At 59.9% G+C, this 13492-nt stretch carries 11 protein-coding genes; all 11 read left to right on the top strand.

Annotated elements, in window-relative coordinates; translation table 11 throughout:
* Window positions 1–38: 38 nt before the first annotated feature.
* The 11 genes from CIC07_RS16005 to CIC07_RS15955 all read left to right on the top strand — a co-directional run bounded on the left by CIC07_RS16005 (window position 39) and on the right by CIC07_RS15955 (window position 13490).
* On the top strand, window positions 39–803 hold the full coding sequence (locus CIC07_RS16005) for an SDR family NAD(P)-dependent oxidoreductase (protein WP_076354708.1): 765 nt from the start codon (window positions 39–41) through the stop codon (window positions 801–803).
* Window positions 804–1015: 212 nt separating this feature from the next.
* Entirely contained in the window at window positions 1016–2254 is a 1239-nt protein-coding gene (gene spoIIP, locus CIC07_RS16000; RefSeq protein ID WP_076354710.1) for a stage II sporulation protein P, read from the top strand.
* A gap of 27 nt (window positions 2255–2281) precedes the next feature.
* Window positions 2282–2770 carry a hypothetical protein gene (locus CIC07_RS15995; protein ID WP_076354712.1) on the top strand — a complete coding sequence of 163 codons (489 nt, stop codon included), beginning with the start codon at window positions 2282–2284 and terminating at the stop codon, window positions 2768–2770.
* Window positions 2771–2881: 111 nt separating this feature from the next.
* Window positions 2882–4699, top strand: a complete 1818-nt coding sequence (lepA, locus tag CIC07_RS15990) for a translation elongation factor 4 (protein WP_076354714.1) — start codon at window positions 2882–2884, stop codon at window positions 4697–4699.
* A gap of 133 nt (window positions 4700–4832) precedes the next feature.
* Window positions 4833–6050, top strand: a complete 1218-nt coding sequence (hemW, locus tag CIC07_RS15985; protein WP_076354716.1) for a radical SAM family heme chaperone HemW — start codon at window positions 4833–4835, stop codon at window positions 6048–6050.
* Between the two features lie 103 nt (window positions 6051–6153).
* A complete protein-coding gene (locus CIC07_RS15980) occupies window positions 6154–6561 on the top strand; it encodes a HEAT repeat domain-containing protein (protein ID WP_076356866.1) in 408 nt (135 codons plus the stop codon).
* 235 nt (window positions 6562–6796) lie between these two features.
* Entirely contained in the window at window positions 6797–7819 is a 1023-nt protein-coding gene (locus CIC07_RS15975; RefSeq protein WP_076354718.1) for a LacI family DNA-binding transcriptional regulator, read from the top strand.
* A 162-nt stretch (window positions 7820–7981) separates the two neighbouring features.
* Window positions 7982–10108 carry an amylo-alpha-1,6-glucosidase gene (locus CIC07_RS15970; protein WP_076354720.1) on the top strand — a complete coding sequence of 709 codons (2127 nt, stop codon included), beginning with the start codon at window positions 7982–7984 and terminating at the stop codon, window positions 10106–10108.
* A 76-nt stretch (window positions 10109–10184) separates the two neighbouring features.
* The gene (locus CIC07_RS15965; protein ID WP_076354722.1) at window positions 10185–11537 is read left to right on the top strand and encodes an ABC transporter substrate-binding protein; all 1353 of its coding nucleotides are present in this window, start codon (window positions 10185–10187) and stop codon (window positions 11535–11537) included.
* A gap of 167 nt (window positions 11538–11704) precedes the next feature.
* Window positions 11705–12655, top strand: a complete 951-nt coding sequence (locus CIC07_RS15960; protein WP_234992882.1) for a carbohydrate ABC transporter permease — start codon at window positions 11705–11707, stop codon at window positions 12653–12655.
* A gap of 4 nt (window positions 12656–12659) precedes the next feature.
* Window positions 12660–13490, top strand: a complete 831-nt coding sequence (locus CIC07_RS15955; RefSeq protein ID WP_200801144.1) for a carbohydrate ABC transporter permease — start codon at window positions 12660–12662, stop codon at window positions 13488–13490.
* Window positions 13491–13492 lie beyond the last annotated feature (2 nt).

Genomic DNA, 13492 nt, shown 5'->3' with positions numbered 1-13492 from the left:
CTTCCCCAAAAATCTAATGGATAAGGTAGCGATCCTATATGTCCGAACAAACGAAAACAGCCGTCATCACGGGAGCCGCAGGAGGAATCGGCAAGGAGCTGACGCGCCGTCTGGCCCAGCGGAACCTCAATCTTGTCCTCGTCGATCTGAAGGAGGAAGCCCTGCAGGCCGTCATCGCCGAGCTCGGCCTCGACAGCGCCAAGACGATTGCCGTCGCGGCGGATGTCTCGAAAGAGGAGGATGTCCGGAACTACGTCGAGCGGGCGGTGGAGAAGTTCGGCACGATCGATTATTTCGCCAACAACGCCGGCATTGAAGGAGCCGTGGGCAGCATCGAGGACCAGAGCGTCGCTACGCTCGATCTCGTCTACAACGTCAACGTGCGCGGAGTGTTCCTCGGCCTGCAGCATGTGCTTCCGGTCATGAAGAAGCAGAAGTCCGGCGCGGTGCTGAACACATCCTCGCTGGCAGGCCTCATGGGCGCTCCGGGCATGTCTCCCTATATCATGTCCAAACACGCCGTCATCGGTCTCACCCGCGTCGCGGCGAACGAAGCGGCCGGCTACGGCGTCCGCGTCAATGCGGTGCTGCCGGGCACAATCAATACGAACATGATGCGCCAGATCGAGACCAAATCGGGAGCTCCCGAAGGATTCAAGAAGGCCAACGAGGACAGCACGCCGCTGGGCCGCTACGGCGAGCCGCAAGAGGTAGCGGCCGTGATGAACTTCCTCTTGTCCGATGAAGCGTCGTTCGTTACCGCTTCCCTGTACACGGTCGACGGAGGCATGATGGGCCAATAACGACCCGGGTAGAGGTTTCCGGATAAAAAGCAACAGCCTGCTCCTGCCAAGGAGCGGGCTGTTTTTTTGCGCGCTTTCCCCGCTGCCGCAGGCTCATCTCTCGAATGGAGTTCTATCACTTCCTTTTTCCTCATAGAGTAGAAACAGTTGAGAGAGCAGGACCCTGTTTTTGCTTTCAGAACCGCAGAACCGCTTTCGGGAGGAGAACCGATATGAAACGAATCATGGCCGTCAATCTGGGAAAAAGCAGTCTCCGCATCCGCGAGTTCCTCGCTGCGGGACGCACCTTCGTGCTGCTGTCGCTATGCTCCATGATCATCTTCGTGCTGGCCGGGGCCGCTTCGATTGTCCGCCATCAGGATCCTTCATCGCCGGCTTCCTCCATGAAAGGATTGACATCGATGGTTTCAAGCGCCTTTCTGGCGGACATGCTGGGAATGGAGATGCCTGCGTTCCAGAGCAGCGGGCATGGCGAGAGCGTATCGACCCGGCAGGTGAGCAGCTTCGTGCTCCGCATGCTGACCGACGTGAATCCGGGCAGCCCGCGCAGCCTGCTGGCGGCCGGCATGCCCGTCATGCAGAGCGGCGGCGAGAATCTGGCCGGCAAGGCGGGCGCGGCGGGTGGTCAGACGCCGGCGCCGGAGGACGAGCCCGAGGCGGCTGCAGGCGACGATTCCGGCGAAGACGGCCATGACGCAGGCATCGAGGACGATTCGCCGGTAGGTCCGATCGGAGTGCCGCAGGAGGATCCGGCGGGCAGCGGGCAGAGCGGTCCGGGGAGCGGCGGGACCGGCAGCGGAGCGCCTCCGGCCGCCGATGGCGGCAGCAAGGCCGTGTTCATCTATCATTCGCATATCCGCGAATCCTACAATCCGGAAGTGAGCAAGCCCGGAACGAATCCGGAATCCTCCAAGGTCAATGTGGCCAATGTCGGAGAGAGGCTGGCCGAGCAGCTGGAGAAACGCGGTGTCGGAGCCGTCCACTCCAGCACGGATTATCCTTCTGTGATTCCGGGCTTCAAATATACGATGAGCTACAAGTATTCCAAGAAGAGCGTGCAGGAAGCGATGAGCGCCAATAAAGGGCTGAAGTTCTTTTTCGATATCCATCGGGATTCCGCCAAGCGCAAGACGACGACGGTGAATATCGGAGGCAAGGATTATGCCAAAGTATTTTTCATCATCGGCCGCAAAAATCCGAATTGGGAAGAAAACGAGAAATTCGCCGAGCGGATCCACAACCTGCTGAACGAACGTTATCCCGGCTTGTCGCGCGGCATCTGGGGCAAGACGGTGACGACCGGCAACGGGGAATACAATCAGTCGCTGGCCTCGGACAGCGTGCTCGTCGAGGTCGGCGGCATCGACAACTCGCTGGAGGAAGGCTACCGGACGGCCGACGCGCTGGCCGAAGTGATCGCGGATCTGTATTTCGAGGGCGAGAAGGCTTGATTCCATTAATCGAGAGGAGAGGTCATCATGCGCAGAAGAAGCCAGCTCAAATGGACCGTGCTGGGCGCCGCTCTGGCGGCCGTGCTGATGTTCGGGATGGAGATGACGACGGGCGGCATCAACCGGGTATACGGACCGATCGAGGGCTCCGATCCCGCGGCGGTGGGGCGTTTCGCGGAAGCCGCGAAAGCGCGCGAGCAGCTGCAGGCGGCGCAGAAATACGAAGCGGAGCTGCGTCAGCTTCAGAAGAAGTACGGCGTCCAGCCGTCCGCCTCGTCAGAGTCGCAGACGGCATTCGCCGGAGATGCGGAGTCGGCCGGAGCGGAGGGCGGAGACGTCTCGGCATGGAATGGAGTCTCGGGCGCGGATGAACGGTCCAGGCTGCCGGGAGTCGCGCCGCTGGATTCCGACACCGGCGTCAACCGCCTTGCCGACGGAACGGCCGGCATGCTGCAGAGCGTATCCAGCTCCGGCATCCGCATGATCGTGACCCTCTTCGACTCCTTCACCAAATAACGGCTTGCCGTCCGGCTCGCTTCCTTTCCCTGCCGCTCATTGCCGCCCCGGTCCGCCTCGGGTATAATGGTACGAATGGGTTAGATAATTGAGGGGTGTGGATAGTTAAGCATGGCAGACGTACGCGACCGCCAACAGAAGATACGGAATTTTTCCATTATCGCGCATATCGACCACGGGAAGTCGACGCTGGCCGACCGTATTCTGGAATATACCGGAGCATTGACCTCCCGCGAAATGCAGTCGCAGGTACTCGACCAGATGGATCTCGAGCGCGAGCGCGGCATCACCATCAAGCTGCAGGCCGTGCGCCTCGGCTACAAGGCCGACGACGGGGAAGAGTACATCCTGAACCTGATCGATACGCCCGGACACGTCGACTTCACCTATGAAGTCTCCCGCAGCCTCGCGGCCTGCGAAGGCGCGCTGCTGGTCGTGGACGCGGCCCAGGGCATCGAGGCCCAGACGCTGGCCAACGTCTATCTGGCGCTGGACAACAACCTGGAGATCCTTCCGGTCATCAACAAGATCGACCTGCCGAGCGCGGAGCCGGAGCGGGTCAAGCAGGAGGTCGAGGATGTCATCGGGCTCGACGCGAGCGACGCCGTCCTCGCTTCCGCCAAGGCGGGCATCGGCATCAAGGAGATTCTGGAGCAGGTCGTCAAGAAGGTTCCCGCTCCGACGGGAGATCCCGACCAGCCGCTCAAGGCGCTGATCTTCGACTCCCACTACGATCCGTACAAGGGCGTCATCGTCTATGTGCGCGTCGTCGACGGCAGCATCAAGGCCGGATCCAAGATCCACTTCATGGCGACCGGCGCTGAATTCGAGGTCATCGAGGTCGGCGCCTTCAAGCCGCGCATGAGCATCGTGGACGAGCTTGCCGTCGGAGATGTCGGCTTCATCGTCGCCGGCATCAAGAATGTCAAGGACACGCGCGTCGGCGATACGGTGACCGAGGCGAAGCGCAAGGCTCCCGAGCCGCTTCCCGGCTACCGCAAGATCAACCCGATGGTGTACTGCGGCCTGTATCCGATCGACAACACGGAGTACAACGACCTGCGCGAGGCGCTCGAGAAGCTGCAGCTGAACGACGCGTCCCTCACCTTCGAGCCGGAATCGTCGACAGCGCTCGGCTTCGGCTTCCGCTGCGGATTCCTGGGCCTGCTCCATATGGACGTCATCCAGGAGCGCATCGAGCGCGAGTTCAACATCGACCTCATCACGACCGCGCCGAGCGTCATCTATTCCGTGACGCTCACGAGCGGCGAGGTGCTCAGCATCGACAATCCGTCCAACTATCCGGAGGTCGGCAAGATCGAGCATGTCGAGGAGCCGTACGTCAAGGCCGCCGTCATCGTGCCGAACGACTTTGTCGGCACCGTCATGGAACTGTGCCAGAACAAGCGCGGCGAATTCGTGAACATGGAGTATCTGGATACGAACCGCGTCACCATTACGTACCAGATTCCGCTGTCGGAGATCGTCTACGACTTCTTCGACCAGCTGAAATCCAGCACGAAGGGGTATGCTTCCTTCGACTACGAGCTTTCCGGCTACCGGCAGTCCAAGCTGGTGAAGATGGATATCATGCTGAACGGCGAGACGGTCGACGCCCTGTCCGTCATCGTGCACCGCGACCGCGCCTATCAGCGCGGACGGGTCATCTGCGAGAAGCTCAAGGATCTGATTCCGCGCCAGATGTTCGAGGTGCCTATCCAGGCGTCGATCGGGCAGAAGGTCATCGCGCGCGAGACGGTCAAGGCGATGCGCAAGAACGTTCTTGCCAAATGCTACGGCGGCGACATCAGCCGGAAGCGCAAGCTGCTGGAGAAGCAGAAGGAAGGCAAGAAACGGATGAAGCAGGTCGGCAACGTCGAGATTCCGCAAGAGGCGTTCATGGCCGTCCTGAAAATCGACGAGGATTGATGGCTGGACACAGGCCGGACGGGCGCTTCCGCCCATTCGGCATCCGGCTTCGCTGGAGGAGAGCCGAGGCTCTCCTCTTGCGGCGTTTAAGGGAACCCGAAGTGCAGCGGTTCCCGGTAGAGGAGGCATCGCCATGCTGAAGCACGCGCCCAAGGCGCTTTACATTCATATCCCTTTTTGCACGAACAAATGCTTTTACTGCGACTTCAACTCCTATGTGCTGCAAGGCCAGCCGGTCGACAGCTATCTGACCGCGCTGGAAAAGGAGATGGAGCTCACCCTGGCTGCGGTTCCGGCGGAGCGGATCGATACGGTATTCGTGGGAGGAGGCACTCCGACGGTGCTGACTCCGCCTCAGATGGAGAGATTCCTTGCCGCCGTAAGGAAGCATTTCCCGCTGCATGAAGGAACGGAATTCACGATGGAGGCCAATCCCGGCACGACCGATCCCGACAAGCTCGCGGTCATGTTCGCGGGCGGGGTCAATCGGCTGAGCTTCGGCGTGCAGTCGTTCGACAACGGGCTTCTGGAGCGGATTGGCCGCATCCACAACGTGGACGACGTATACCGCAGCCTGGAGAATGCGCGGGCGGCGGGCTTCCGCAACTTGTCCATCGACCTGATGTTCGGCTTGCCGAAGCAGACGGTGTCGATGCTGTCCGACAGCGTCGACAAGGCTCTGGAGCTGGATCTGCCGCATTACTCGCTCTACAGCCTCAAGGTGGAGGAGAACACGCTCTTCCACCATATGTACGAGCGCAACGAGCTGCCGCTGCCGACCGAGGACGAGGATCTGGAGATGTATCTCCATCTCATCGGGCGGCTGCAGGGCGCGGGATACGAGCATTACGAGATCAGCAACTTCGCGAAGCCCGGCTTCGAGAGCCGGCACAACTCCACCTACTGGCGCAATGAGCCCTATTACGGGCTTGGAGCCGGCGCGCACGGCTATGTCCACGGGCTCCGGCATGTGAACATCAAAGGCGTGCAGCCGTACATCGATGCCGGTCTGCAGAGGCTGCCCCGCCTGTCGGAGGAGCGGGTCCCGGATACGGACGCGATGGAGGACTTCATGATGGTCGGCCTGCGGCTGCTGGACGGCGTCCGCGACCGGGACTTCGAGCAGCAGTTCCCGGGACATACGATCGAAGGCGCATTCGGAAGCCAGCTGCAGCCGCTGCTGCAGGAAGGTTTGATGCAGCGTGTCGACGGCGGCGCCGAGACATTGCCGGGAGGCACGCCGCTTCGCCCGGGCACCGGCTATCGCCTGACTCCGCAAGGCGTGCTGCTCGGCAACGAGGTGTTCGGCGCGTTCGTCGGCGTGCTGGGCGAAGAGACGGCCGGCGTATAAACAGCCGGCAGTGGTAGCATGATTGATTATGAAGCGATAAAAGGGGAAATTTCCATTGAAACAGGAAGAATTCAAGCCGGAGCAAGAACAAGAACTGGATCCTATGGCGGAGCTCAAGCGTGCGGCCAGCCGCACTTCCGACTGGAAGGCTCGTCTGGCCGCCGTCAAGGAGCTCGGCAAGCACAAGCAGCCTCAGTCGGTTGAAATCATGTCGCGCCTGCTGGCGAGCGACCCGGTCTATGCCGTGCGCGAAGCGGCCTACTCGGGGCTCAAGAGCTTCGGCGAGCCGGTCCAAGCTCCGGCGCGCAGCAAGTCCGAGCCGGTCAAGGGCGTGTCCAAGATCATCGTCCGCATCCGCAAAAGCCTTCCGGAAGGCCATACCCTGGAGGATTTCAAGGAGAAGCTGCGGAAGACGAGGAGCGACGTCTATGACGTCTACGAAGGCGAGAAAGGCCCTGAGTTCGATACTTGGCTGGAAGGTGTCTGGAAGGCGTCCTTCGACCGCAAATAAGCTCGGCAAGCCAAGCCGGTCCGGATCTGTCCCAGGACAGATCCGGACCGGCTTTTTTTGTCGGAGCTTCGTTTCGACGGGCTCCGCACTTGGGATGTTGAAGCTCATGGCATGCTCCATTAGCGGGACAAGGTAGAAAAGAAGTAAAAAAAATGGTTGCAAGCGTTTTCGGTTATCCGTTATACTGAGCGGGTAAAGACTTCCAAAACGTTTTGGAAGAAAGGGGTGAGGAAGACTGACCACCATAAAAGACTTGGCGAAGTATGCGGGAGTCTCCGTCACGACCGTTTCCAGAGCGTTGAACGGCTATGACGATGTGAACGAGGGAACCCGCCAAAAGATCCAGAAAGCGGCCAAGGAGCTCAACTACCGCCCCAATGTGCTCGCCCGCAGCCTAGTCACCAAGAAAACGCGGACGCTCGGCGTGATCCTGTCGGACATCAACCGGGCCGGAGCGAAGGATGCGATGGCATTCGAGATTCTGTGCGGCATCAACGACCGGGCAGGAGAGCTGGATTACGAGATCATGCTGTTCAGCACGAACGCCAAAAAGCAGATGTCCAAATCCTACAGCGATCTGTGCAAGGAAAGGAACGTGGACGGCGCCATCATCTCGGGCCTTCGCGTCCAGGATCCGTACCTGCAGGAAGTGACGTACGACTCCAACTTTCCGTGCGTGCTGATCGACATCCCGGCCGAGGGCAGCTGCCTCGGGCATGTCACGACCGACAATGTGGAGGGAGCTTCCATGGCGGTCAGGCATCTGATCGAGCAGGGGCATCGCCATATCGCGATGATCAACGGCCACAACGATGCGGCGGTCAGCCTGGAGAGGCTGAGCGGCTACCGGAAGACGCTGGAGAAGCACGGGATCGCCTACAGGCCCGAGCTGGTGTTCAACGGCAGCTTCTCGGAAGAGGGCGGCTGCGAGGCGATGTTCGAGATCCTGCTTCATCATCCCGAGGTGACGGGCGTATTCTCGGCGAGCGACTTGATGGTTCTCGGAGCGCTGAGGGCGGTCGAGCGCAGCGGCGGCAAGGTGCCGGAGAGAATCTCGATCGTCGGATACGACGACATTGCGATCGCTTCCTACAGCTCTCCCAAGCTTACGACCATCCGCCAGAACAAATACGAAATGGGCTACCAGGCGGCCCAGCTGCTCGTCGACCTCATCGAAGGCAGGCCTGTGAACCACAAGATCATGCTCCATAACGAACTGATCATAAGAGAAAGCACGTCGCCCTGCGAAAAACCGTGACAGCGGAAGGGCGTTTTATTTTCGGAAATTACCAAAACGTTTTGGTTGACAAGTAAGCGCTTCCTAATTCAGGAATATCAGTGTTTATAAGGCATGATCATTTATGGACATCATGTAAAGTTGTCCAAAACGTTTTGGGGATCTAAAGGGGATTGCATACACATGGACTACCGCGTGATAAAAGAGAACGACCTGTTCCTGATGACCGACCATTCGGGCGATATTCCGGAGCGTCAGGATGACGGCCAAGGCTTCGGCCTGTATACGAAGGACACCCGCTTCCTCAGCATGCTGGAGCTGCGGATCAACGGCAAGAAGCCGATTGTCCTCTCCTCGGAGGCGGATGAGAATTACTTGTCCACCATCCTGCTTACGAATCCGCATATGGAGATGGACGGCAAGCTGGAGCTCTGGCGGGAATCCATCGAAATCAAGCGGACCCGCTTCATTTACGGCGATGTGCTCTATGAAACGGTCGAAGCGACAAACTACAGTCCGATGGCGTGGGAATTCGAGCTGTCGCTTCGATTCGCGGCCGACTTCACGGATATGTTCGTCATCCGGGGTTTCCAGAGCGGAGGCGCAGGCGTCGCGGCTCCGCCTCTGCCCGGCGAGAACGGGCTTGCGTTCGCTTATGACGGCTTGGACGGCATCAAGCGCAGCCTCATCGCCAGCTGGTCCAGGCAAGCGGACCGATTCTCTGCCGAAGGGGAAGCCGCATTCCGGATGAAGCTGGAATCGGGGGAGTCAAGCGCGGTCCACTTCAGCTTCGCCCCGACGTTCGGAGAGGAGCAGGCCCGGCTCGTTCCGAGGGACGAGGCATTGGAAGCATTGCGCCGTTCGTACCGGGAATGGAACGAACAGGCGACATCCGTCGACAGCGATCTGCCCGCCTTCAACCGGCTGTACGGACGCGGCCTGCAGGATATCCGCGTGCTGCTGACGGACATCGGCTTCGGACCGTTCCCTGTCGCAGGTCTGCCATGGTTCGCGGTGCCGTTCGGCCGCGACAGCCTCATCACGGCGCTGCAGCTGCTGCCGATCCAGCCGGAGGCGGCCAAAGGCACTCTTCTGACGATGGCTCATTTCCAGGGGACGAAGGAGGATCCTTGGCGCGACGAGCAGCCGGGCAAAATCATGCATGAGCTGCGCAAGGGAGAGCTGGCGAACACGAATCAGGTTCCTTTCAACCCGTATTACGGCTCGGTGGATTCGACGCCTCTGTTCCTGGTGCTGCTCGGGGAATATGTCAAATGGACCGGCGACATGGATACGCTCAAGCGGCTTCTGCCCCATGCGGACAGGGCGCTGGAGTGGATCGACCGGTACGGGGACCACGGCGGCAGAGGCTTTACCTCTTATTATCAGGAGTCATCCAAAGGCATCGCGAACCAGGGCTGGAAGGATTCCGCCGATTCCGTCGTCCATCGGGACGGCCGCTACGCCGAGGCTCCTGTTGCCCTGGTGGAGGTGCAGGGCTACGTCTATCAAGCCAAGCAGTCCCTCGCCGGCCTGTACCGGAGCCTGAACGATCCGCAGAGGAGCATTCAGGCCGGACGCCTCGAGGCGGAAGCCGAAGCGCTCAGGCAGCGGTTCGAGGAGCGCTTCTGGATGGAGGATCGCCAGTACTACGCGATCGCCCTGGATGGAGACAGCGCCCAGGTCGGCACCGTGACGTCCAACCCCGGCCATGCGCTCATGTCCGGCCTCGTCTCGCCGGAGCGGGCGCGGGCGGTTGCCCGCCGGCTCGTCTCGACGGAGATGTTCAGCGGTTACGGCATCCGCACGATGGCGGAAGGCGAGAAAGCCTACAATCCGATGAGCTACCATGACGGCAGCATCTGGCCGCATGACAATTCGCTGTGCCTGATGGGGCTGGCCAGGTACGGCCTCGACAAGGAAGCCGCTGTCGTGATGGAGGGACTGCTGGAGGCATCCGGACATTTCGAGAACGGCCGCCTTCCGGAGCTGTTCTGCGGATACCCGGCTTCCAGAGGCCGTGCAGTCCGCTATCCGGTCGCCTGCTCGCCGCAGGCATGGGCCGCTGCGACTCCGCTCGTGTTCGTGACGGCGATGACGGGGCTGAGGTTCGATCCGTCCGCGAGGACGATCAGCCTGAAGCCATCTTTGCCGGAAGGGATGAACCGCCTGTCCATCAAGGGGATGCGGATCGGTGAAGGACGGCTGGCGGTGGAGATCGTGCGTACTGGCGGCGAGTATCGGACTGCGGTGCTCCAGCAGCCGGATGGCTGGACCGTCGACATAGGCTTCTTGGCAGGCCGGCAATAGGCGGATGAAGGTATTTCGGGCCCGCGCCCCGCGCCGGCCCTTAATATAACCACTACTTTAGAGGGGTGTTCCAAGCATGAAGATCAAAGGAACCGCATTACTGGCCATCGGGATGTCGGCGGCGATCGCGCTGACGGCCTGCGGTACGAATTCAGGCTCCAATTCCGGCAACGCGGCAAGCGGGAACAGCGGCAAAGCGAGCAACGCAGACGCTTCAGGCGGCACGGAAGCGAAAGAGGTCAAGCTCCGCGTCGGAACGTGGGACGGAGGAGACAGCCTCAAGATCCAGCAGCAAATTGCGGACAATTATATGAAAGCGCATCCGAACGTAAAGGTGTCCATCGAATCCGTGCCGGATCAATACGGCACGAAGCTGCTGACGCAGATCGCAGCCGGCCAGGCGCCGGATGTATTCCAGATCGGCGACGGAGACATCAGCATGTTCATGAACAAGGGGTCGCTTGAAGACCTGACCTCCTATATCCAGGGCGGCAACGGAATCAAGCTGGACGATTACTATACGAACGTCCTCGACGTCGGCAAGCTCGGAGACAAATACTACACGCTGCCGAAGGACTATTCCGACCTGGCCGTGTTCTACAACAAAAAACTGTTCGACGAAGCGGGACTGCCCTATCCGCAAGCAGGCTGGACCTGGGAGCAGCTGTACGACACGGCCAAAAAGCTGACGAAGAAGGACGGCGACCGCATCACCCAGTGGGGAGTCAACCTGCCAGGCGCCTGGACGCGCGCGGTCCTGCCTCTAATCAATGCGTACGGCGGCAGCGTCATCAGCCCCGACGGCGAGAAGTTCGACGGCTTCATGAACAGCGACGGAACGGTGAAAGCGCTTGAGCTGTACCAGGACATGTACCAGAAGGACCGCATTTCCCCGTCCAGCACCGAGAGCGCGGCATTCAAGGGCGTCGATCTGTTCGCGACAGGCAAGGTGGCGATGAGCGTAGGCGGCCGCTGGCCGGTGACGGATTACAAGAGCAACAAGGACCTGAGCTTCGGCGTCGTCAGCATGCCGGCCGGCCCGAGCGGAGCGGCCAATACGATCTGCTACGCCGGTTATGGCCTGTACTCCAAGTCGGCCAACAAGGACGAAGCCTGGAGCTATCTGAAATACCTGACCGGTCCCGAAGGACAGGAGCTTCTCGGAGCCTACGCGTTCACAGCGGTCAAAGCTACCGCAGAGAAGCTCGGCCAGACGGCGGACGAGGCGCTCAAGCCGTTCCTCGACGACATCCCGAACATCAAGGACTTCCCGGAAAAAACAAGCCCTTACTTCAGCACGACCGGAGGCAAGACGCTGCAATCCGTCATGGACAAAATGATGCTCGGCAAGCCGATCGACGTGAAAAAAGAGCTGGACGCAGCCGCCAAGCAAGGCGATGCGGACCTGCAAACGGCCAAATCCGAGTAAGCCTAGGATGGCGCCGCCTCTTGGCGGCGCTGCCGCGCAGCAGAGAGGGGAAGCGGATCGTCTTCCCCTGTCCGGCTGCCCGGATCCCGTCCCGCAACGAAACGGACCAGCCGCATGCCTTGAGGCGGCGGAATCGGTCCCACTTAATCCGCTTGAGGTGATAAAAGATGACTATGCCGGAGATGGACGGCGCTTCCGCAACAACCGCAGCTGCTCCCCGCAAGAAGGCCATGCGGGCTACAAGCAAGGAAGCCATATGGTTTTATGTGCTGATCTCTCCTTGGCTGATCGGATTCCTGGCTTTCGTGCTCGGTCCGATGATCGCTTCGTTTATCATCAGCCTGACCAAATGGGATCTGCTGACGCCGGCAAAATTTATCGGCTTCAAAAACTATTCCAAGGCGCTGAATCATGATCCGCTTTTTTGGACTTCGCTCAAAGTAACCGTTCTCTACTCCGTCTTGTCCGTACCGCTGGGACTGGTGTTCTCGCTTGCGCTTGCCCTGCTGCTCAATCAGGCCGCCTGGGGAATGAGGCTGTTCCGCACGATCTTCTATATGCCGGCCGTCGTCAGCGGCGTTTCGGTCATGGTTCTATGGATGTGGATATTCAATCCGGAAATCGGATTATTCAATACGATCCTCGGCTACTTCGGCATCTCGGGACCGGGCTGGATCTACGATCCCAACTGGGCGATGCCTTCCATGGTCATCATGAGCCTCTGGGGAGTAGGCGGCGGCATGATCATCTGGCTGGCCGGCCTGAAGGGCATCTCGCCGTCCCTGTACGAGGCGGCCGACCTCGACGGAGCCAACGCTTGGCAGAAGCTCAAAAACGTCACCGTCCCGATGCTGACTCCGACGATCTTCTTCAACCTGATCATGGGCATCGTCGGCGCGCTGCAGACGTTCGGGCAGGCCTATGTCATGACCAAAGGCGGACCGATGAACTCCACGCTGTTCTACAATTATTACCTGTTCCAGCATGCGTTCGAGAACTTCAACATGGGCTACGCCTCCGCGCTTGCCTGGTTCCTGTTCATCATCATTCTGGTGCTGACGCTGATCGTCGTGAAGTCCTCGGACGCCTGGGTCTACTATGAAGGGGAAAGGAAGTAAAGGCATGCGTACAAACAAATGGCTTCATCAAACCGTCGTGTATGCGCTGCTTCTGGCCGGCTCGCTCGTGATGCTGATTCCCTTCGCCTGGATGCTGTCCACTTCGCTGAAGGAGTCGTACCAAGTGTTCACGGTTCCCGTCAAGTGGATTCCCGATCCGATCCGCTGGGACAACTACATCACGACCTTCACGGGCCTGCCGTTCGGCCGCTGGCTGCTCAACACGCTTGCCGTCACCGTGCCGAACATCATCGGAACGGTGCTGTCCTGCACGGTCGTCGCGTACGGATTCGCCCGCTTCAAGGCGAAGGGCAAAAACATGCTGTTCATCCTCATGCTCTCGACGATGATGCTGCCGACCTCGGTCACGATGATTCCGGTGTTCTACCTGTTCAAGGAGCTCGGATGGATGAACTCGCTGCTGCCGCTGATCGTGCCGGCCTTTTTCGGCACGGCCTTTTATATCTTCCTGCTGAGGCAGTTCTTCATGACGATACCCGTCGAGATGGAGGAGGCGGCCAAGATCGACGGCGCCAGCACGCTCGGCATTCTCGTCCGCATCATTCTGCCGCTGACCATTCCTGCGATCATCACGGTGGCCATCCTCCAGTTCAACGGCGTCTGGAACGATTTCATGACTCCGCTGCTGTACCTGAACAAGCCGGAGCTGTATACGCTGGCGCTCGGCATCAACTTCTTCAAGAGCGAGAACAACGTTCAGTGGAACTTCCTCATGACGGCTTCCGTCGTGACGATGCTGCCTTCGCTGCTGTTCTATTTCCTCGGCCAGAAGTATTTCGTGGAAAGCATCACGCTGACCGGAATGAAAGGATAACG

Origin of the sequence: Paenibacillus sp. RUD330, from assembly GCF_002243345.2 — a bacterium.
In the GTDB taxonomy this organism is placed as follows: Bacteria; Bacillota; Bacilli; order Paenibacillales; family Paenibacillaceae; genus Paenibacillus_O.
Note: the sequence above shows the minus strand (reverse complement) of the source record. Positions and strands in the feature narration are given on the sequence as shown.